This is a genomic window from Methylomonas sp. BW4-1 (assembly GCF_052474385.1).
Map to the genome: position 1 here is coordinate 3,213,628 of NZ_CP184125.1, position 20,765 is coordinate 3,234,392.

Consider the following 20,765-nt stretch of genomic DNA (forward strand, 5'->3'; position numbering starts at 1 on the left):
GTTATTAACATGCGTCAAATCCGGATGTTCTTGAGCTGAGGATGGACGGCAAAACCTTGCCGCCACCAACGCTAATAATGGAAAATCTCTCGCTTATATATTGCCATTACCGTTATTTACGTCACTTGTAGGATTTATAAGCAATAATTGCACCCGATATTATTTTTGGGTTAGCTCTGAGTCGACAGTGTTTACCAGCAAACCGGCCACTTTTAGAATTTCCAGCTCAGCCTCGATTTCCGCCTGCATCAAATCCAGATGCGTCAATTGTGTTTCGGTTCGGGAGCGTGAGGCGTCGAGCAGTTCCAGCAAACTCCCTTTACCGAGCCGATAACTGGCTTCACCCATCGCCTTAAGATCACTCAGTCTCCCCATCACTTCCTGTTCAAATTTAATGCGTGTAGTTCGGCGTTTGCTCAATTGGTCAACTGCACGTTCCAAGGCGCTACGGGTTTGGGCGTTCGTTAACCCTCGCGCTAAGATAGCTGCTTGTTTTTCGGCATTCGCGCGGGCCATGCCACCTTGACCACGATCAAAAATCGGCAGGTCGACGGATACACCCGCAAAGCTGGTATTACCGTAAGGTTTGTCGGTAAAGACCGAGCCGACTTGCAGCGACGGAGTAGGCCAGCGTTCTCTCTCGGCGCGTTCCAGTCCCGCATCGGCGGCGATTTCGCCACGTCTTGCCGCCTCAAGCGCTGGATTCAGATTGACGGTATCCGCCCAAAGCTTTTCGATATCGGTCGGTACATTCAGATAATCCAGCTTGCCGGCCGCTTGCGGTTTCCAGCCGGATAAGCCCACTAACACCCCTAACTCACCGGCGGAGGACGATAGATTATTGCTGACCGTTTCCAGCCGGGTTTGCACCGCCTTGGTTTCGATTTCGATACGCAGCAAATCGTAGCGACTGGCATTGCCGGCCTGAGCGCGTCCCAACACGATGTCGGCCAGATGTCCCATATACCGGGTGGTTTCATCCAGCACCGCGATTCGTTGCTTATCCGCCAGTTGTTTGACGAATAAGCCCCACTCCTGGTGAATCAAATCGGCAAATTCGGCATCAATGTCGGCGGCAGTCACTTCGCGATTTTTTTCAGCGGCATCGATGCGGGCACCACGCTGACCCGCTATCAACACGGGCACCTCCAGGGTGACTTGTTGCTGGACATTGCCGTCGTACATGGTGTTCTGCCGGGTCAACAGGTCGTAACGGCCGTAACTGATTCTGGGATTAGGCAACACCCCGGCAGCCACCACTTCAGCATTGGCCGGTTCGATACGTTGCCTCAGGGCGGCAAAGCGGGGGCTCTTTTCGCGGGTAATTTCCATTAACTGTTGGATGGTGACCGTTTCCGGCAGCAATGTCGAATCCTCGGCAAGCACCGGCGAAGACCAGGAAACAGCGCTCACCAAGCAAAAACAGACGGCTGGCAAGACAAGGTGTTTTTTCCAATCAGGCTTTTTCATACGGATTCCTCCGGTAATTCATCCGCTTCTTCCGGGGTGATGAGCCGTTCAGTGGTGATATAGGAATAAATCACCGGCAATACCAGCATCGCGACGAAAAAGGTGGTGAACATGCCGCCGACGATAACCACTGCGAACGGTTGTTGCGTTTCACTGCCGATACCGGTCGATACGGCCATGGGTAGCAAGCCGAGTAAAGCCAACATCGAAGCCATCAATACCGGCCGCAAACGGTCGGTAGCACCGTTCAGGATAGCCTCCATAACCGATAGCCCTTGTCGCCTTCGATCTTCAGTCGCGCTCAGCACGAGTAGCCCCATCAATGACACTTGACCCAGCAAAGCAATGAAACCAATTGCGGCGCTGACCGACAAAGGGATGCCGGCCAGCAATATCACGAATGCGCCACCGGTCATGGCAAAGGGGGCGCAGAGCAAGATGGCCAATGCGCTACGCGCGGACTGTAAGGCGCCATATAACAGAGCCAAGACGATCAGCACCGCGATAGGTACTACGACACCGAGTCTGGCCATCGCCCGTTGCTGGTTTTCGAACTCGCCTCCCCAGACCAGAAAATCTCCCTCGGGCAATTCGATCTTGCCTTCGACAGCTTCCATCGCGTCATGCACCACCGACCCCAAGTCGCGATTTTCCACATTGAATTTCAAAGCCAAGAAGCGGCGATTGGCCTCGCGCTCAATGGACGTGCGACCACGTTCGGTCGGCAAATCCGCCACTTCTCGCAGCGGTATGCGTGCGCCGGACGGCGTCGGCAGCAACAAACCGCCGATTTGCTCGCTATCACTTCGCTCGACACTGGGTAAAATCACCCGTACCGGCACGGGACGTTCATCCTGCCAAAGTTCGGTGACGACCATACCGGCCAGGCCCGTTTCAATCGTATCCTGAGCAGCATCGATGGTAATACCTTGCCGGGCCAGCGCGGCGCGATTTAGTTTGATTTGTAATTGCGGCACAATGGATTCTCGATAGAGATCCAAATCGATAACGCCTGGAATCTGTTTAAGTCGGCCTTTGGCCTGCTCCAATACAGCACGCATTTTTTCCAGATCGTTACCGTAAATTTTTAACACTACCTTGCCACGCACACCGCTAACCGCTTCTTCCACATTGTCTTTGATGGGCTGAGAAAAATTGAAACGCACGCCCGGTATGGCGGCCAGTGACGAGCGCATGGCATCTACCAAGGCTTCCTTGTGCCATCCCGGTCGCCATTGTTCATGCGGTTTGAGATGGACGAAAGTTTCGCTCATGTTGACGCCTTCATTGTCGGTGCCGTCTTCGGACCGGCCCTGCTGACTGAGAATGCCTTTGACTTCCGGAAATGCCAGCAGACGTTGACGCATATCCAGCAATACGTCTTGTCCGTTTACCAGGGAAATACTGGCCGGCATTTCGACGAACACATGCACATCGCCTTCATCCAGTTCCGGCAAAAACTCGGTGCCGAGACCGCCCACCGCAACCGCACCTGCCAGCAGTAAACCTGCTGCGGCGCCAAGGGTAGTAGTTCGGCGAGCTAGCGCCGCGCTGAGGATGCGTTTGTATGCCCCTCGTAGATGAACTAAAAATTTCGGCTCTTCGATCATGGCATGTTTAGGTTGAATCAGTGCCGCACAGAGCGCCGGTACCAAGGTCATCGCGAATACCAAACCACCCACCAGCGCAAAACTATAGGTCAATGCCAAGGGTCGAAAAATGCGTCCTTCGACCTGTTCCAGGGTGAAAACCGGAATCAGTGCGGCGATAATGATCAACATCGCATAAAACGTCGGCTTGGCCACATCAAAGGCCGCATTGACAATCAAATGCACCATGTCTCGGTGATTTTTGGGATGCTGATGGCTGGCTTGGTGAATGACGTTTTCCACCAGCACCACGGCGCCATCCAAAATAATGCCAAAATCGATAGCCCCCATGGAGATCAGATTGGCCGGTAGTTCCAGACGATACAGACCGGCAAACGCCACCAACAGCGACAACGGGATGACGCTGGCCACAATCAATGAGCCACGGATACTGCGTAGGAACAGCCAGACCACGCCGACGACTAGCAAGAACCCGTGCAACAAATTGTCGTAAACGGTATGCAGTGTCTTGTCGACCAACTCGGTGCGATCCAAAAAGGGTACTAGTTTCATGCCGGCAGGCAGAATACGAGTATTAAGTTCTTCTACTTTTTCATGCACGGCGGCTAATACGCGTGAAGGATTCTGTCCGCGACGCAGTAGCACGATACCTTCCACGGCTTCCTTCTGGTCGTTCATCCCCACCGCACCTTGGCGGGGCGTATAGGCTTGCACCATGCGGGCAATATCGCCGACTGTCACCGGTGTGCCGCCTTCGCTTTTCAGCACAATTTTCTTCACATCCTCGGCCGAGCTCAGGTAGCCGACGCTACGGATCACCATTTGCTGATCGCCATGGCGTAAAAAGCCGGCGCCGACGTTGCGGTTGGCGCTGGCAATGGCTTGATTGACTTCATCCAGGGTCAGACCAAAAGAGTCGAGCCTGACCGGGTCGATTTCGACATGAAACTCCTTGTAATAGCCGCCAAACGTCAGCACGTCGGCCACGCCTTGTACTTGGCGCATCACGCGTGACACGTTCCATTCCATTTCGGAACGCAGTTCGTACAGCGAATGGCGATCGCTGACCACCACAAATTTGTAGATTTCCCCCAGCGGCGTGTAATCCGGGGCCAACACCGGTTTGACGGCTGCGGGGAGCTCCGCGCCCGTCATGCGCTCCGTAATCAGTGTTCGGGAGTGGAAGCTGTCGACATCATCGGCGAACGTGATGGTCACCAAAGACAATCCGAACAAGCTTTGACTGCGCATTTTCAGCATGCCGGGCGTACCGTTGAGCACACGTTCTAGCGGTACGGTGACCTGGCGTTCGACTTCTTCCGGCGCGTAGCCTGGCATCAGACTAATCACGGTCACCTGAGTATTGGTGACATCCGGATAGGCTTCTATCGGCGTTTCGATATAGGCATGAATGCCGAACAAGGCAATAACACAGGTGACCACCATAGCGGCAATACGCCGGTGGACACAGTATTCGATCAAGATCTTTAGCATAGTAGCCTCCTACAGTAGTAAAGAGGCTTCGCCGTCGAGTAGTAGCGCACCGCTGACCACGACACGCTCTCCACCGGACAGGCCTTTTAGCACCGGCGTAATGCCTTCGCGAGATTGCCCCACTTGCACCGGGCGAGCTTCGAAAACGTTGGGCGCAGTTTCCACGTAAACCAGGGTTTCGCGACCATCCTTGATGAGTATCGACGCAGTGGGCAGGATAATGCGGTTGGGCGTAGACGCTTCAATCGTAACCCTGGCGTACATGCCGGGCCGCAACGATAGCTTCGGATCATCCGGCTCGATAAACACCGATGCCCGCCGCAAGTCGGTCTGAATGGCAGCGCTTTCCGCCACTACATGCCCTAGGATGGGCTCCGGCGAAGAGGCCAGTTCAATAACGGCTTTGGCGCCTTTTTCCACCAACAGCAAATCTTTCTCAAACACGTCGGCGATGATCCACGCAGCGGAAGGTTCGCCCAGATCAAACAATGGCGCTCCCGGTGCCACTGCCGCGCCTGTCGAAACATGCGCCTTCAGAATCATGCTATCCATGGGCGCACGCACGATCACTTCAGCCGCCGATCCGTCGCCCAAAAGTTTTAGAAAATCCCGGCTGCGCTCCAACTCCGTTTTGGCTTGCTTGAGCTGAGTGTCAGCTTCCACCCGTTCAATCTCAAGACCCACTCCCGTGCGCTGCATTTCCATTTGACGCCGTAAATGATCCTCGGCACGAGTCAGTTCGGCTACAGCACGAGCATAATCCGAACGCATTTGCGTCGCTTCGCCGCTAGCCAGTGTTGCCAAGGGCGCCCCGGCCTTAATCCTGTCGCCGATTTGCACATGAATTTTGGTGATGCGGCCAGCGACTACCGTACCTGCCGTGGAGATCGCCTGAGCCCGAAAATCGACACGGGCCGGAGCGGAAATCGTACCCGCGAAGGCTTCCGGTTGAATTTCCTGGACTTTGATATAGGGGAGCGAATCAGGGCGAAGAGAAACTGTTCGCTTTGCGGTGGCAGACGGTTGTTCCGCGGGGTTTGATTGAGCCTCTGACTCCGGATTGTGCTGTTCGCAGCCGGAAATAAACAGAAAACTGATAAGACAAAACAAATGGGAACAACGCATGTCGGTTCGATGAAAACGCTAAGGGGTTAGGGAATATTGGTATAGGCGTAACATCCTACCGATATAACCTTTCAAGAACCTTTCAACGAAATATTGAATCGAACAAAGCAGGTCACGATATTCGGCTTCCTTGGTTGCAAGCGCCTAAGTCAGTACACCTTTAAATTTGCCGGCCTAAACTTAATCGCCATCATTACTCTATTGTGTCGGACGCTTTATCCGGCAGTAGTTCGAGTAAGTCGGAGAACTCAGTGATAAGCGTGATGTCGGGCTCCTCAAGCAGTTTGGGCGACTTGGGATCGATGACGAAGGGAGTATCTGCTAGCCGCAACATTTCCAAATCATTAAGGTTATCGCCGACAGCCCAGATCAGTTCGACTGGTGGTGGTGTTTTATCAGCCAAGAAGCAGCGCAAAACATTGCTTTTACAAATCGCCGAAGCAGGATTGCCCTCGTCGGGCAGGAAAGCCGGATTGATTTGAATTTGTCCATTGCAGACATCTCCCTCGAAGGTCAAGGTATGAGCTAGGGCAAAATCGGCAAATATGCGGCGTCTAATCACGTCGGCGGCCACAAAATAGCTGTCGCTGAGCACGACCGGTCTCGCCTTGCCTGTTTGACGAATTCGATGACGCCTGGGCGAATTTCCAGCGAGCGCGCTACCTGTTCGAATTGCTGCTTGTGTATGAAACGAAACAATTCCGCGATGCGTTCGCTACGGGTCGCGGCATCGCTGTCCGGCGTATCCAGCAATTGCATCAGCGCCGCTTCATTTCCGGTAGTGCGTGCCAGTTCCAGCACAAACCGCGAGGGCGTTATTGTGCCGTCCATGTCCAACAAAATTAGGCGTCGTCGTCCCTTGCGAAGGGTCAGCACATAATCGATGCCGGCAGCGACCTGCCGTTGGCTTTCGTGCATCGCGGCGACCTGTTCCACATGCAGGCGTCCGGCAATTTTGGCGCGGACAAAAATGGCGCGACTGACCTCACTGGCCATCAACGACAGGTCGCACAACGGCTGGCTATCATGTTCCAATGAGCCGATGTCGACTTCCGCCAGTTTGGCGCCGGCCAAGTGCGCATCAATCAACAAGCCCACATCGACACCGTAACCATCCTCGAAGGTCAGCGTTTGCAGCAAATTTTTCCGTACGGCGATGATACCGCCCAACGGCTGGGCCAGATGCGCCAGTTCGGGAAAGAAAACCTTCAGCATCGGTTTTGCGGTGAGCTCAGTGACCCGACCACCGCTTCGTCCGAAACGAGCTTTGACGAAGTCTGCCCCTTCATTTAGCAGAGGAAAACAGAGACGGGTAATAATGCCGGGATGTAAGTTGGCGAGATCGCCGTCCAGATAAACAATCAGATCATGGCTGGCCGCTACCGCGCCGTCGCGCATCGACATACCTTTGCCAAGCATGCTACTGGTCAGAACTTTGGCGCCGGCCCGTCTTGCCAATATTGCGGTGTCGTCAATGGAGCTATCGTCGACGACAATCACTTCGGCGGTAGCCGAGTCGGCCAAGGCGTAAGCGACTACTTCCTGAATGCGTTTGGCTTCGTTCAACGCCGGTATGACGACGGTCACACAGGCGTTTTCGTCGCGAGATTGATGCGCCTGTCTGGTTTTCTTTGTGCTGTTTGCCAATCGGCAACGAAGTTTCGATTTCATGCGGTATTCCTGAATTTATTTGCGGTCCCGCAGTTAATGCCGCAATTATTTTTGGTACAACGTGGCTAGTTTGATGGGCGCCCGCCACTGAGGCACATTTACGGATAACTGATTGCGGATTTGCAGAGTTAAGCAGTCGTCGATGAGGGTTGGTCTATAGGTTTTGGATTCTGACAAGTACAACCGGACGTGAGCAAGATGACCGAGACAAAGCAAATCAAATAACCGAGCTGTCTGATGTGATTTTTAGAAAACATGGCAATTTCGTATCCTTTATAGGCGTTGCGTCGATATTCTAGTTGCCTAAGCTTTCACGAACCTTTCAACAATAGAATTAAACTTTAAGAAGTACCGTAATATGTTGTTTTTATAAGCAACTGCCGAAGACAATTTCAATTCGGGTGCCACTATCGCGTGGCCCGTTGCGGATATTGATCCGCGCGGAATGAAGGTCGGCGATTTCCTTGACGATTGCCAACCCCAGTCCGCAACCCTCGCCACGACTGCCCGGAATACGGTAAAAACGCTCAAAGACCCTGTCTGCTTCGTTTGCCTGGATGCCGGGGCCGTCATCTTCGATAATCAATCTCGGCTCAAGGCTGGGCTCGATTTTCACACTGATATGTCCACCCGGATTGCCGTAACCAATGGCGTTATCCAATAAATTACTAAGCAATTCTCGAAGCAAGGTTTCGTCTCCAGCAATGCAAACAGGAGTAGTTGGGGCATCAAACTCCAATTCGATGTTGCGTTCCAAGGCTTTGGGCACCCAGTCCATACAGCAGGCGCGAGCCAGTCCGATCAAATCGATAGCTTTAAACTCTTGAGCACTTTGCGACACCGACTCCGATCGAGCCAAAACCAGCAATTGGGTACTAAGGTGAGCAACGCGATTCGCGGCATTTTTGATGTGCGCCAAAGCCGGCTTCATGGTCTCAAGGTTATCCGCTAACAGCGCTCGTTCTGCCTGGACTTTCAATCCAGCCAATGGTGTACGCAATTGATGTGCCGCGTTTTCAATAAATCGCTGCTGCGTCTTCAGATTAGCGCCGAGCCGATCCAGCAAGGCATTGATGGTATGGGTCAGCGAGCGGACTTCCAGCGGGACACCGGCATCCGAAATTGGATTTAAGTCTCTGGCCGAACGTTGGGCGATGAGTTTTGCCAGGTCGTTCAACGGACCGAGCCCCCGATTGATACCGGTCCAGATGTGAAAACCGGTAATCAACACCAGCAAAATCTGTGGCAGCACCACTGCCAATAAAATTTCATTCATCATGCCACGCCGCTTGTTGAGGGTTTCGGCGACAGAAATCAGCACGTCGTCGGTGTCATCAGGCGTCGGCGCGGTGAGCACCGACACAATCCGCACTCTTTGCCCCTGGATTTCGCCGTCGGAAAAAAACGGTTCATCATTAGCCATGGTCGCCAACATGGGGCTGGGCAGCCCCTTATCGCCGGCGATAAAGCCGGCAGCCTCGGATTCCACTTTGAAAAAGGTTTTATCCATGGCATCCCAACGAAACACTTCGACCGCAATGGGTGGCAGTTCGAAGGTGACTTTATCCTTCTGAGCCTTGACCTCTTGCGCGAGGGATTTTGCCGAATCCAGCAACCAGCTGTCGTAAGCCTGGTCGGCATAATGCAGCGCCACAAAGTATGATACCGAGGCATCCAGAATCACCACTATGAATAACGGTAGCGTCAGGCGTGACAGAAGCTGTGCTCGCAAGCTTTGGGGTTTACGCATCGTCGTTTTGCTCCAACAGATAGCCTAATCCGCGTAAGGTGCGGATACGTATCCCCAAAGGTTCCAAACGTTTACGCAAGCGATGGATATAGACTTCGATGGCGTTGTCGGCCAGCTCTTCCGAACGAACCGACAGGCGCTGGGCAATAATATCCTTGCTCACGACGCGCCCGGCTTGCAACAACAAGGCTTCCAATACGCCATATTCACGAGGTGGCAAGGTCATCGGCACACCATGGATTGTGATCTGTTGATGGCGGGCATCCAACACCAGTTGGCCAAAGCGAATGTCGTGATTGAAGCCACCTTGACTGCGGCGCAGTAAGGCTCTGACCCTGGCTTCCAGTTCGCGCAGTTCGAAGGGTTTGGTCATGTAATCGTCTGCGCCCAGCTCCAGGCCTCCGACTCTATCATTAAGGCCATCGCGGGCAGTCAAGATCAATACGGGGATAGCCGACTGGTAGCGACCGCGTAATTGCCGTAATACATCCCGTCCATCCATATCCGGCAATCCCAGATCGAGAATTAACAAGTCGTAAGGTTGCGTACTCAGTGCGCTGTCGGCAAAAGCCCCCGTAATGGCCAGTGTGACATCGAATCCCCAATCCGCAAGACTACGGGACAAGCCATCGCCTAATACAGTGTCATCCTCGACCAATAAAATTCTCATGAAAAGATTTGCGCCGTTGAAAGGTTAATGAAAGGTTACGCCAGTACTATTATCGGGTTTGCAAGAAATCCAGCTCTACACATTAAGTCAAAACTGGAGTCATGGTATTTCGTGTCACCTAGATTTTAGGGGGCATAACCATGGGCTTATTCAGAATAACAAAAACTTAGCGGAAGCTGATCCGCCTTAATCGCCAAAGGATTCATTATGGAATCACAGCTCAATCCAGTGCAAGCGCGCAACCTGCAACTGGATTTTTTTCGCGGCATCGCCTTGATGATTATCTTCATCAACCACATGCCCGCCAATCCTTGGTTCTGGCACACGCCGTCACGATTCGGTCTTAGCGATGCGGCGGAAATATTTGTGTTCCTGTCCGGATTTGCCTCGGCGATTGCCTATGGGCGCAGCTTTGATCGAGCCGGACTTTGGCTGGGTAGCGTCCGAGTGCTGCATCGCTGCGGGCAAATCTACGCCGCTCATCTGGCGTCGTTTTTGTTGATGGCAGTGATTTGTGTGCTCGGTAACCGCTGGATGCTCGATACGGATTACATTCAACGCCTGAATATTGCTTACTTCTTCGAGAATACCCAACAAGCCGTTTTAGACATATTCAGCTTGGCCTACGTCCCTAATTATTTTGACATTCTCCCCATGTATCTGGTGTTGATCTTGTGGGTGCCTTTGGTCTGGGCTTTGTCTCGTCTGCACATTGCATTAGCTTTGGGCTTTTCCGTTTTGATTTACTATGCGGCATGGCAATACAACTGGGAATTGACGGCAGACCCGACTACCGGGCGCCCCTGGTATTTCAATCCTTTTAACTGGCAATTGATGTTCTTTACCGGTTTTGGGTTTGGCGAAGGTTGGCTTCGAATACCTGACAGGCACAGGGGACTCATCCTGTTTTGCGCGATTATCGTGTTGGTATCTATTCCGCTGGGACATGAAGCAACTTATAGTCAGGTAGCATTTTGGGGAGATTTACGCGTACATCTGGAGCCACTATTGGATAAAAGTCATCTAGGGCTGTTGCGCTGGGTTCACCTGTTGGCACTGGCCTATCTGATGAATCAACTCTTCAAATGGAAACCCCAGTGGTTAACGATGGGTTTACCACGTTGGATCATCAGAATGGGGCAACAATCCTTGCCGATTTTCCTATGCTGCATGAGTTTGTCATACATTGGCGGTATCGCCTTGGATTGGTTGGGACGAGACGCGACCAACGTGGCGATGGTTAACCTAGCGGGCATTGCGCTAATGCTGTTGACTGCTAAGACATTGGCCTGGCTGGATGGAAAACCTTGGAAATTGCCTACTGATCAATACAACCAAAGGCAAGATTCAACTCAAAGCACGTCGGCAGATTTAAAGGATATTTCTTGCACCTGGGGCAAACAGGCACTGTTGCTGCCTTTCTTGATCGGTTTGGCGGTATTACCGATGCTGTTATTGCAGGGGAAAAACACAATCGGCACCGCTTCACCAGACATGATGGTGAAATCGCCAAACACCGATGATTTCCAGAAAGTGAACGCCGTTATGCCAAAGAGCGATCCCGAAACAGCATTGGAAAACCAACAACAGCTTTAGCCAGAACTTCAGGGGATAGCGCGATGGAAGATCAAGCGGTTCATCAGTTTTTCTTTCAGTTGATGGTTATTTTGCTGACCGCACGGCTGTTCGGCGAATTGTTCGCACGCTTGAAAAGTCCTCCGGTAGTGGGTGAATTGCTAGCCGGCGTAATCCTCGGCCCCAGTTTGCTGGGTTGGATGGAGCCGAGTCAGGTCATCAAGTTATTAGCCGAGATCGGCATCATTTTGTTGCTATTTGAAGTCGGGCTGGATACCGATATTCGCCAATTGGCAAAATCCGGCTGGCAAGCGTTGTTTGTGGCGGTCAGCGGTTTCTTCTGGCCGTTCGTGTTTGGTTTCGGCCTCAGTCATTGGCTGTTCAACCGCAGTTTGCTGGAATCGCTATTCATCGGCGGGACCCTAACCGCCACCAGTATCGGCATTACCGTCCGGGTTCTTACCGATTTAAAACGTCAACACAGCCGGGAAGCGCAAGTGGTATTGGGCGCGGCAGTGATTGACGATATTCTCGGCGTTGTGCTTTTGGCCGTTCTTTACGATTTTTCTCGGGTAGGTCAAATCAACACAGCCAATGCCATGCAGGTCATAGGCTTCATCGCGATGTTCTTCGTTTTGGCACCGCTATTCGCCAAAGCCATTTCCTTAATGATTCGGCAATTTGCCAAAATCAGTCAAACCGAAGGGCTGATTCCCACCCTGATCGTCTCTCTGGTGTTGTTCTTCGCCTGGTTAGCTCACGAAATGGGTGCGCCGGAGTTATTGGGCGGCTTTGCCGCGGGCTTGGCGCTTTCGCGACGGTTTTTTCTGCCTTTCGGTATGGCTTTGCATGAAGATGCGGGTTTTAGAGAAATAGTCAAATCTGGTGTACAGGCAAATTGAATCAGGCGGCGGCCTGCTGATTTTCTTCTTCATTATCTGGTTCAGTGATGACAGCCATGCCATCCTGAAACCGGATGCCGTTGATCACATCCGGTAGTTGTTTAAATCCGCGTATCTTGCGCCAACTTTTTTCGGCAGTCAGTGCCAACTGGAATACCAGGCCCAGCAACGTATTCCGTGATACACAGTTCTTGGTCCGCGTCGTCCGATGGCGAATGGTCGCAAAGCTCGATTCGATCGGATTGGTGGTGCGGATGTGAACCCAGTGCTCGGCGGGAAAGTCGTAAAACGCCAGTAGCGATTCACGGTCTTTTTCCAGAATATTGACTGCTTTGGGGTATTTGGCCTCAAAGTTATGCCGGAAGCTGTCAAAGGCTTTGCTCGCTTGAGCCTTGGTTTCCGCCATCCAGATTTCCTTCAAGCCTGCCTTGGCTTTTCCTTGGATGGAATCCGGTAATGCCGCCAGCACATTCGCCGTTTTATGCACCCAGCAGCGTTGTGTCCGTGTCTGCGGCCAGGCTTCATTCACCGCCGCCCAAAAGCCCAGGGCACCATCGCCGGTGGCGAGTTTCGGCGCGTCTTGTAAGCCGCGAGTCTGCAAATCTTGCAACACGCTCAGCCAGGATGCCTTGGATTCCCGATAACCATCCGAGAGTGCCAGAAGCCGCTTTTCACCGCGCTCGTTGACACCGATGATCACCAACAGACACAAGCGGTCATCTTCGCCGCGCAGGGTCGAATAGATGCCGTCGGCCCAGACATACACATAACGTTCATTCGACAAATCCCGCCGATGCCAGGCTTGATAATCATCCGCCCACTGCGCTTTCAAGCGGCTAACCACCGCTGGCGACAAGCCTTTCGCCTCTGCCCCCAGCAATACCGACAAGGCGTCCTGCATGTCACCCGTCGAAATGCCTCGCAAATACAACCAGGGCAATGCTGCTTCCACCCGCTTGGCCTTACGGACATAAGGCGGCACCAAGGACGAGTTGAATTTGATGCCACCGCCGGAACGGTCTCGTACCTTAGGAACTTTCACGGCCACATTACCCACCCCAGTGACGATTTCCCGCTCGGGTAAATAACCGTTGCGAACTACAGTCCGGCGGCCTTGCAAGTCAGTGACGTTCCGGTAGTCGTTCAAAAATGCTTGGAGCTCCGCTTCAACGGCCTGTTGAATTAAGGCGCGAGCACCGCTTCTCAATAAATCAGTCAAGGCATCCTTAATGGAGCCTGCACATTCCCAGTCTTTTGCGTTATCTTTGTTCATGGCGTCTCTCGTGATTGCTGTTATTCGATCTCGTCAATCTCATTTCAGCAGAGGACGCCACCTCTCTTCAAGTTGGGCCGTACACCAGATTTAGTTATAACTCCGGGTTTTACCGGTCATATCGAAGCCCAAATGCTGCCTATCGTTCAATTATTCGTGCCGATATTTTTCGTGATGGTCGGGCTTTCCCTCAATCTGCGCGAAATCGACTGGACCTCGCCATTCATTTGGTGGTTTTCAGCCAGCCTGTTCGCTGTGGCCATAATCGGCAAGCTATTAGGTGCGCTATTACTACGTGGGCCTTGGACGGAGCGTCTGGCTATCGGTATCGCCATGATTCCGCGTGGCGAGGTCGGCTTGATCTTCGCGGAACTTGGGCGAACGTCAGGTATCTTGAATAACGATATCTACGCCGCGCTGATTATTGTCATCGCCATGACCACGCTGCTTGCGCCGATGTTGTTGAAAGGTTATTACCGTTACCTGCGATTAGGATGACCTGTTTTTGCTAAATGCCAAACGTTTCCGATGGTGTCTGTAACAGGCTTACATCCGAACAAACGTCACTTCATAAGGGGTAAAACATGAAAGAAAACATTCGAAAATTTCTGGACTATTTCCTGCTGGGTGTCCTGTCGGTATTGCCGATTCTGGTGGTCGTGCAAATCGTTGTCCTCATAGAACGTTTGCTGCGGGATACATTTCTGAGCGTTCATGGTTATTACGAAAATTACTGGATGACGTCTTTTTTATTCGCCATCACCATTCTGTTGCTGATCTTTTTAGGCTATCGGATTCGGCATGGGAAAGGAAAGACTTATATGGTTTCCCTCTTGGAATCGTATCTTGAGAAGCTGCCGATACTCAGTACCGTATATCGCGTGAGCAAAAAAATCATCGGCATATTTTCCGGCGAAGGCCAGGATAAGCCACGGGAAGTCGTCTACGTCGAATATCCCAAGGACGGTGTCTGGGTGCCGGCCTATGTGACCAATCAGAAGGACGAGCTTTATGTTTTGTATGTGCCCACTTCGCCAAACCCCACTTCCGGATTCACCGTAATGGTCCACGAATCCAAGATCGTTAAATCCACCATGACCTTTGAAGAAGCCTCCAGTTTTGTCATCAGCGTGGGCGTCGATTTTGCGAAACTCGAGGATGCGGCAGCCAAATTGATTCAGTAACACCCCAAATGACGATTGTCCGCAGCACAGATTAATAATAACCAAAGGAACCCGAAACATGTATGACGATGAAATAATGGCAGAGAGCAACCCCGGAAAACGCCATTTCGGTATTGAGCAAACGGTGTTTATCCTGTTGGTCCTCTTGTCGCTGGTAGGCATTTTCATCACCGACTTTAATCCCGATGACGGTTACGGCTATTGGCTGTTAATGGTGTTCGTCTTTGGTTTGCTGTCCGTTTTCATTGCCTGGTTACAGGCCAAAAGCAGTGATGTAAGCTTCGCTGACATCATCAAGGCACAAGGCATGCATTGGCTACACACAATCATCGTCGTAATTGCCGCCACTTTTCTGAATAAATCCGGGCAGTTATCCGGTGTTAGTGCTGACTTGGTGATACTGTTGATATTGGGATTATCCGCCATGCTCAACGGTTTTCATGTTGGCTGGGAATTTAGCTTGCTGGGTTTTTTCCTAGTGGGGTGCGCGGTGATCATTGGCTATGTCCATGCCTTTATGTGGGCCTGCGTAGTGTTTGGCATAGTCATTGTGATCGCGTCTTTTATGCGCGCGTTTTGGTTTCGTTCCGCGGATGATTAATTCAAAACACAAATTTAATCGGGAAACCACCCAGATTCTGCTCTGCCTGATTTTTATAGTATTCGTTCATGGAATGTTGGCTTGGATTGCCAATTTGCCGGAAGATGTTGGTGTCGATGTACCTTCGGGTCGATTGATGAGCCTATCGTTTGCGCCGTATCGGGATGGATTCAGTCCCATAAAACATAAATTTCCGCTACCTGAACACATTGATGAAGATTTGGGGCTTCTGGCGGACAAAACCTTTGGCATTCGCACTTACTCCACCCTTGGCGGCATGGAGTCTACCCCTGATTTTGCGCGCAAATATGGGGTGGATATGATACTGGGCGGTTGGCTCGGTGATGGCAAGGAAGGCAATGCGCAGGAACTTGAGGCATTGATCAAATCAGCCAATGCTCATCCTGACGTGGTGAAACGAGTTATCGTCGGCAACGAGGTGTTGCTGCGAAATGACTTGGACGTCGACAGCCTGATCGGTCATATTCGCGACGTCAAGCAGGCGATCAATCAACCGGTTTCGTATGCCGATGTTTGGTCGATCTACCTGCGCTACCCTCAACTTTTCAATGAGGTAGATTTTATTTCCATTCACATCCTGCCTTACTGGGAAGACGAACCGATAGACATTGATCGAGCAGCCGAGCATATTCAAAGGATATTCAAACAAGTCGAGGACAAAATGCTCAGCATGGGACTGAGCAAACCTATCATGATTGGTGAATCCGGTTGGCCGGGTATCGGCCGGCAACGCGGTTACGCAAGACCCAGCATCGTCAATCAAACCAAATTCATCCGCAGCATGGTGCAAGTCGCAAACCAACATGGTTTCGACTACAACCTCGTCGAAGCCTTCAACCAACCCTGGAAGAGCCATCATGAAGGTGTGGTGGGAGCGAATTGGGGCTTGCTATCCATCGACCGTAAGCCCATCCTGTCGTTGACCGGCCCGGTCAGCGAAAATCCGAACTGGCTTGTACATTTTTCCTGGGCGACGATCTTGTGGTTAGTGATTGTGGCTGCCTACTTCAAAAAACTCCGGTGTTTTTCGTTGCCACGTTTGTTGTTGTTCTTGGTTCTGGGCCAATCATTTTCGGTTTGTCTGGTCACGATGGCGAATTTCCTTTGGCTCACCAGTTACAGCGCGTCGCAGCGCGCATATACCCTATTCATGGTGTCGGCTAATGCCGCTCTGGGCGGTTTATTGATGCAGCGTTTTCACGATATATTGATTGGCAAACCCGATGATAGGCGACTCGCAAAACTATTGAGAGCCGTTTACCTGATTTTTATTCCGATAGCGCTCTATAAAACCCATGGTCTGGCCCTTGACGGCCGCACGCTCAGTTTTCCGAATGAGGAATTCGCAATCCCCATGCTTGGCGTGTGCGGTTTGGTGGTTTGCATGTGGATCGGGCTAAGAAGATTCGAGTGGCAAACGCTGGCTTTTGACCGAATGACAGGGGGGAACTTGCATATGCCTATTGATAAGTTGCTCGCCTGCGCTTTAAGCATCGAGGCCGTAGCGTTGGTAATGGGTGAAACCAAGGCATTTATGGCCGGATATGATTTCATTCAGGCTCATCCTGATTTCATGGAAGGCCTGCCATTCGCATTGGGTTACACGTTTCAAAATCAGCAATTAACGACCTGGTTGCTTTGCATACTGATTTTGTCCATCCCATTTTGGTTCCAGGTCCCTCGTAGAAGGAGGGTCTAAATGTGAGCGCTTCTTGTATGCGCGCATTTTGGTTTCGGTTCACGGATGATTAACTCAATTGGAGTAGAACTATGAACATGAGCCTTAATTGGTTTACGAGATTGAATAAAAAAAATCGAATTGCTTTAGTACTATCTATTTTATGGATAGTTATCGTGCCTTTTTTCATGATCCCTTATGCCGGGGAATCAGGTGGCCCTATTGAACATTTTCTTTGGTGGGGGCTATTTCCTTTGTTTTTGTATTGGGGGCGTCGCTTTTGGGTCAAAAAATGGTTTTAGGCCGAATCGTTAGATTCTTTTAAGGCATTCAGATCAACATCCCACCTAACAGATGTCCTTTGTTGTTGGCCATTTCATATTAAGACAAGCAAACGGATGCAAACGTGGTCGTTCCGCCCCCATAAAGCCGGTGTTTGTTCACCCGCAGGAAACAAACAACTCGACCTGCACATTCAGGATCTTGAACAGCAAGGTTGCCGAAGATTTACTCATAAATATGCCAATACTAAAACAAATGAAACCCCAGAAAACAAATTGGCCTAATCTGCCACCGGAAACATTGATAACAGACCTTCAAGTTGATGTTCAGCAAGGTCTCACTGACATCCAGGCTGAACAGCGCCTGAGACAACACGGTTTGAATTGTCTCACGCCACAACGCGGTAAAAGTCCGTTTCGGTTACTGTTTGAACAGGTGAACCAGCCTCTGGTTTACATCTTATTGCTAGCCGCGGCGATTACCGGTTTTCTCGAAGAATGGGTGGACAGCAGTGTCATTTTTGGTGTGGTATTGGTCAATACCATTATCGGATTTATTCAGGAATCCAACGCGCTGAAAGCCATTGATGCACTCAGTCGGGTGTTGACGGTCACGACCACCGTTCTGCGCAATGGTCAACGCCGTTCCATTTCGGCTAACGAGTTGACGGTTGGGGATGTGGTATTTTTACAATCCGGCGACAAAGTACCGGCCGACTTGCGCTTGTTGCAAATCCGAGAGTTGCAAATTGATGAGTCCGCGCTGACGGGGGAATCTGTACCGGTAGAAAAAAAGCTAGCGACGCTAAGCGAGGAAACTCTATTGGCGGATCGTTTAAATATGGCGTATTCCTCAACATTGGTCACTTATGGCAGTGGAACAGGGGTCGTTGTTGAAGTCGGCGATCACACTGAAATTGGCCGTATTAATAGTCTACTCAGTAGCACCATTGAGCTGGAAACGCCGCTGACGGTTAAAATTGCTCAGTTTAGTAGGTTATTGCTTTGGGTCATCCTGGGCTTGGCGGCGGTTACGTTTTTAATCGGGGTATGGCGAGGCCAGTCGCTGCTGGACATGTTCATGGCGTCGGTGGCCTTGGCTGTAGGCGCTATCCCGGAAGGATTACCCGCCGCCTTGACGATTACCCTGGCGATTGGCGTGTCGAGAATGGCAAAACGCAATGCCATTATTCGCAAACTGCCCGCAGTCGAAACATTGGGGAGTACGACTGTCATTTGTTCAGACAAAACCGGTACCTTGACCCAAAATCAAATGACGGTTCAAGTCTTGTTTGCCGGTGGAGAGTTTTTTGACATCACCGGCAGCGGTTACACGCCGGACGGCGACATTGGTGTAAATGGCAAAACCATAGCCCACCAACATTTTCCGGCTTTGATGGAATGCCTAAAAGCCGGATTGTTATGCAATGATGCGCGATTAATTGCCGATCCCGAAAGTTGGCGTATCGAAGGCGATCCCACCGAAGGTGCATTATTGGTAGCGGCGCACAAGGCCGGTTTACATCATTCAGCGGTTTGTAGCGCTCATCCACGCCTGGATGCCATTCCGTTTGAATCCCAACATCAGTTCATGGCGACCTTGCATCATAATCTAGCGATTGATAGCCGCCATGTGTATTTGAAAGGTTCATTAGAAAGTATCTTGGAACGTTGCGATAAAGCGTTTGACTCGCAACTGCAGCTAACCGGATTGGATAAAGCCTCGATGCACCAACAAGCTGAACGCCTAGCGGCTCAAGGGCTTCGTGTGTTGGCGTTTGCGCGTAGCGATCATGACTATGCCGATGTAAACCATGATCAGGTGAAAGGCGGATTCATTTTTCTGGGTTTCCAGGCAATGATCGATCCGCCTCGTCCTGAAGCGATCACCTCAATCGCCGCCTGTTATAGGGCAGGCATTCAAGTCAAAATGATTACCGGAGACCATCCTGTCACGGCTTTGGCAATTGCGAAACAACTGGGGATGCGGCATGTCGAACGGGTTGTGACGGGTGCGGAATTGCAGGCGACACATGAAACACACTATCCGCAACTGGTAGAAAAATGTGCCGTTTATGCCCGAATTGCGCCTGAACAAAAGTTACAGCTGGTGCAAGCCTTACAGGCCAATGGACATATCGTCGCCATGACCGGTGACGGTGTGAATGATGCGCCGGCTTTGCGTCAAGCTAATATCGGGGTAGCAATGGGGCTTGGCGGTACCGAAGTTGCCAAGGAAGCGGCGGCCATGGTATTGACCGATGATATGTTCTCTACCATTGCCGCAGCGGTAGAAGAAGGGCGTGGCGTGTTTGATAATCTGATTAAATTTATTGTCTGGACTTTACCGACCAATGGCGGCGAAGGCTTGGTGATAAGCGCCGCCATTTTTGCCAACGTCGCTTTACCAATTACGCCGGTACAAATCCTGTGGATCAATATGTCCACAGCGGTATTATTAGGGCTGATGCTGGCATTTGAACCCAAAGAACCCAGATTAATGAGTCGAAAACCGCGTGACCCGCAACAGCCGATTCTCAACGGTGTGCTGATTTTTCGGATTTGCCTGGTCTCGACTTTAATGTTGATAGGTGCCTTTGGGCTGTTTGAATGGGAGCTGGCACACGGCGAATCCCTGGCTTCAGCACGTACCGTGGCCGCCAATGTATTTGTTTTTAGCGAAATGTTTTACTTGTTTAACTGCCGATCTTTGGAGCATTCAATGTTTCATGTTGGGGTGTTTTCCAATTTATGGGTGATTATTGGCGCATTGGCTATGACGCTGTTGCAATTGCTATTTACCTATTGGTCGCCCATGCAAAAACTCTTTGGTACGGCTGCGTTTGCCCATGGGCAATGGTTATTAATTTTAGGCGTTGCTACAAGTGTTTATTTGATAGTCGAATTAGAAAAAATATTGCGTCGCCATTTTTTAAAAGCGAGAATAAGACATGAAAAATAATTTATTGCTATTCACAATTTTGCTAGACATTATTTTTAGTAACAATGTTCTGGCAAAGCCTTATTCACCGGTATTGCCAACTCAATTTCCGCTAAAGAAGATACAAGTAACTATTTCCAGTCAATCTACTAAGGAAAATGCAGAAAGCTATCAAATTTTATTAAATGGCAATGGAAACAGTTATTTTATTAAAAATAACCAACAACAACCATTAAACGTTACTAACGATACCTTGATCGAGCTACTTAATGATTTCTATGCCGTGCATTTTTTTGAAATTTCGGATACTTTTAATGTTAAAAAAAAGGTAGTGCTCAAGGATAACGAAACCGCAACTACCGTTATAAATAAAGAGCCTGTTACAGAGAGTAAAAAGGTTTGTGTTCAATTACGTGCTTATAAAAAATGCCTTTCAATTGTTGACAATCAACCTTTGGGTGTTTCACAAATAGTGAATAAAATTGAATCCTTAATTAGAAAAACGGGAAATTGAGGATA

General features: G+C 50.7%; 17 protein-coding genes. 9 read left to right on the plus strand and 8 right to left on the minus strand.

The genetic code is table 11. The features are described from left to right. Positions 1–159: 159 nt before the first annotated feature. From ACH5Y9_RS14795 to ACH5Y9_RS14825, 7 genes are all read right to left on the minus strand, one after another. Complete coding sequence (locus ACH5Y9_RS14795) at positions 160–1,470, minus strand: TolC family protein (protein WP_445366609.1); 1,311 nt, start codon at positions 1,468–1,470, stop codon at positions 160–162. Next, positions 1,467–4,574 carry an efflux RND transporter permease subunit gene (locus ACH5Y9_RS14800; protein WP_445366610.1) on the minus strand — a complete coding sequence of 1,036 codons (3,108 nt, stop codon included), beginning with the start codon at positions 4,572–4,574 and terminating at the stop codon, positions 1,467–1,469. The genes ACH5Y9_RS14795 and ACH5Y9_RS14800 overlap by 4 nt, the downstream gene beginning before the upstream one ends. Before the next feature lie 9 nt (positions 4,575–4,583). Beyond that, positions 4,584–5,699: an efflux RND transporter periplasmic adaptor subunit gene (locus ACH5Y9_RS14805; protein WP_445366611.1), complete on the minus strand. Its 1,116-nt coding sequence runs from the start codon at positions 5,697–5,699 to the stop codon at positions 4,584–4,586. 193 nt (positions 5,700–5,892) lie between these two features. After that, positions 5,893–6,294, minus strand: a complete 402-nt coding sequence (locus tag ACH5Y9_RS14810; protein ID WP_445366612.1) for a hypothetical protein — start codon at positions 6,292–6,294, stop codon at positions 5,893–5,895. Beyond that, positions 6,258–7,370: a glycosyltransferase gene (locus tag ACH5Y9_RS14815; protein WP_445366613.1), complete on the minus strand. Its 1,113-nt coding sequence runs from the start codon at positions 7,368–7,370 to the stop codon at positions 6,258–6,260. The genes ACH5Y9_RS14810 and ACH5Y9_RS14815 overlap by 37 nt, the downstream gene beginning before the upstream one ends. Positions 7,371–7,737: 367 nt before the next feature. Beyond that, positions 7,738–9,120: a sensor histidine kinase N-terminal domain-containing protein gene (locus ACH5Y9_RS14820; RefSeq protein ID WP_445366614.1), complete on the minus strand. Its 1,383-nt coding sequence runs from the start codon at positions 9,118–9,120 to the stop codon at positions 7,738–7,740. Next, positions 9,113–9,790 carry a response regulator gene (locus ACH5Y9_RS14825; RefSeq protein WP_445366615.1) on the minus strand — a complete coding sequence of 226 codons (678 nt, stop codon included), beginning with the start codon at positions 9,788–9,790 and terminating at the stop codon, positions 9,113–9,115. The genes ACH5Y9_RS14820 and ACH5Y9_RS14825 overlap by 8 nt, the downstream gene beginning before the upstream one ends. Before the next feature lie 207 nt (positions 9,791–9,997). On the opposite strand from ACH5Y9_RS14825, the gene ACH5Y9_RS14830 reads away from it, so the two are divergent. Both ACH5Y9_RS14830 and ACH5Y9_RS14835 read left to right on the plus strand, forming a co-directional pair. Further along, a complete protein-coding gene (locus ACH5Y9_RS14830; RefSeq protein ID WP_445366616.1) occupies positions 9,998–11,386 on the plus strand; it encodes an OpgC family protein in 1,389 nt (462 codons plus the stop codon). Between the two features lie 23 nt (positions 11,387–11,409). Continuing rightward, positions 11,410–12,267, plus strand: coding sequence for a cation:proton antiporter (locus ACH5Y9_RS14835; RefSeq protein ID WP_445366617.1), 858 nt, complete (start codon positions 11,410–11,412; stop codon positions 12,265–12,267). Position 12,268: 1 nt separating this feature from the next. Here the strand turns inward: ACH5Y9_RS14835 and ACH5Y9_RS14840 are convergent, their stop codons facing one another. After that, positions 12,269–13,540, minus strand: coding sequence for an IS256 family transposase (locus ACH5Y9_RS14840; protein ID WP_445366618.1), 1,272 nt, complete (start codon positions 13,538–13,540; stop codon positions 12,269–12,271). A 72-nt stretch (positions 13,541–13,612) separates the two neighbouring features. On the opposite strand from ACH5Y9_RS14840, the gene ACH5Y9_RS14845 reads away from it, so the two are divergent. The 7 genes from ACH5Y9_RS14845 to ACH5Y9_RS14875 all read left to right on the plus strand — a co-directional run bounded on the left by ACH5Y9_RS14845 (position 13,613) and on the right by ACH5Y9_RS14875 (position 20,760). Further along, on the plus strand, positions 13,613–14,038 hold the full coding sequence (locus tag ACH5Y9_RS14845; protein ID WP_445366619.1) for a cation:proton antiporter: 426 nt from the start codon (positions 13,613–13,615) through the stop codon (positions 14,036–14,038). Positions 14,039–14,124: 86 nt separating this feature from the next. Beyond that, a complete protein-coding gene (locus tag ACH5Y9_RS14850; protein WP_445366620.1) occupies positions 14,125–14,724 on the plus strand; it encodes a DUF502 domain-containing protein in 600 nt (199 codons plus the stop codon). A gap of 58 nt (positions 14,725–14,782) precedes the next feature. Beyond that, on the plus strand, positions 14,783–15,325 hold the full coding sequence (locus tag ACH5Y9_RS14855) for a hypothetical protein (RefSeq protein WP_445366621.1): 543 nt from the start codon (positions 14,783–14,785) through the stop codon (positions 15,323–15,325). Beyond that, positions 15,318–17,045 carry a glycoside hydrolase family 17 protein gene (locus ACH5Y9_RS14860; RefSeq protein WP_445366622.1) on the plus strand — a complete coding sequence of 576 codons (1,728 nt, stop codon included), beginning with the start codon at positions 15,318–15,320 and terminating at the stop codon, positions 17,043–17,045. Before ACH5Y9_RS14855 ends, ACH5Y9_RS14860 begins: the two co-directional genes overlap by 8 nt. A 71-nt stretch (positions 17,046–17,116) precedes the next feature. Further along, complete coding sequence (locus ACH5Y9_RS14865; RefSeq protein ID WP_445366623.1) at positions 17,117–17,326, plus strand: hypothetical protein; 210 nt, start codon at positions 17,117–17,119, stop codon at positions 17,324–17,326. A gap of 235 nt (positions 17,327–17,561) precedes the next feature. Then, on the plus strand, positions 17,562–20,267 hold the full coding sequence (locus ACH5Y9_RS14870; protein WP_445366624.1) for a cation-transporting P-type ATPase: 2,706 nt from the start codon (positions 17,562–17,564) through the stop codon (positions 20,265–20,267). Then, on the plus strand, positions 20,257–20,760 hold the full coding sequence (locus ACH5Y9_RS14875; protein WP_445366625.1) for a hypothetical protein: 504 nt from the start codon (positions 20,257–20,259) through the stop codon (positions 20,758–20,760). The genes ACH5Y9_RS14870 and ACH5Y9_RS14875 overlap by 11 nt, the downstream gene beginning before the upstream one ends. Positions 20,761–20,765 lie beyond the last annotated feature (5 nt).

Excerpts from the sequence above, each read along its gene's own strand:
- ACH5Y9_RS14875 (WP_445366625.1), top strand. The coding sequence starts at position 20,257 with ATGAAAAATAATTTATTGCTATTCACAATTTTGCTAGACATTATTTTT.
- ACH5Y9_RS14830 (WP_445366616.1), top strand. The coding sequence starts at position 9,998 with ATGGAATCACAGCTCAATCCAGTGCAAGCGCGCAACCTGCAACTGGAT.
- ACH5Y9_RS14805 (WP_445366611.1), bottom strand. The coding sequence starts at position 5,699 with ATGCGTTGTTCCCATTTGTTTTGTCTTATCAGTTTTCTGTTTATTTCC.
- ACH5Y9_RS14795 (WP_445366609.1), bottom strand. The coding sequence starts at position 1,470 with ATGAAAAAGCCTGATTGGAAAAAACACCTTGTCTTGCCAGCCGTCTGT.
- ACH5Y9_RS14825 (WP_445366615.1), bottom strand. The coding sequence starts at position 9,790 with ATGAGAATTTTATTGGTCGAGGATGACACTGTATTAGGCGATGGCTTG.
- ACH5Y9_RS14860 (WP_445366622.1), top strand. The coding sequence starts at position 15,318 with ATGATTAATTCAAAACACAAATTTAATCGGGAAACCACCCAGATTCTG.
- ACH5Y9_RS14865 (WP_445366623.1), top strand. The coding sequence starts at position 17,117 with ATGAACATGAGCCTTAATTGGTTTACGAGATTGAATAAAAAAAATCGA.
- ACH5Y9_RS14820 (WP_445366614.1), bottom strand. The coding sequence starts at position 9,120 with ATGCGTAAACCCCAAAGCTTGCGAGCACAGCTTCTGTCACGCCTGACG.
- ACH5Y9_RS14850 (WP_445366620.1), top strand. The coding sequence starts at position 14,125 with ATGAAAGAAAACATTCGAAAATTTCTGGACTATTTCCTGCTGGGTGTC.
- ACH5Y9_RS14840 (WP_445366618.1), bottom strand. The coding sequence starts at position 13,540 with ATGAACAAAGATAACGCAAAAGACTGGGAATGTGCAGGCTCCATTAAG.
- ACH5Y9_RS14870 (WP_445366624.1), top strand. The coding sequence starts at position 17,562 with ATGAAACCCCAGAAAACAAATTGGCCTAATCTGCCACCGGAAACATTG.
- ACH5Y9_RS14835 (WP_445366617.1), top strand. The coding sequence starts at position 11,410 with ATGGAAGATCAAGCGGTTCATCAGTTTTTCTTTCAGTTGATGGTTATT.
- ACH5Y9_RS14855 (WP_445366621.1), top strand. The coding sequence starts at position 14,783 with ATGTATGACGATGAAATAATGGCAGAGAGCAACCCCGGAAAACGCCAT.
- ACH5Y9_RS14800 (WP_445366610.1), bottom strand. The coding sequence starts at position 4,574 with ATGCTAAAGATCTTGATCGAATACTGTGTCCACCGGCGTATTGCCGCT.
- ACH5Y9_RS14815 (WP_445366613.1), bottom strand. The coding sequence starts at position 7,370 with ATGAAATCGAAACTTCGTTGCCGATTGGCAAACAGCACAAAGAAAACC.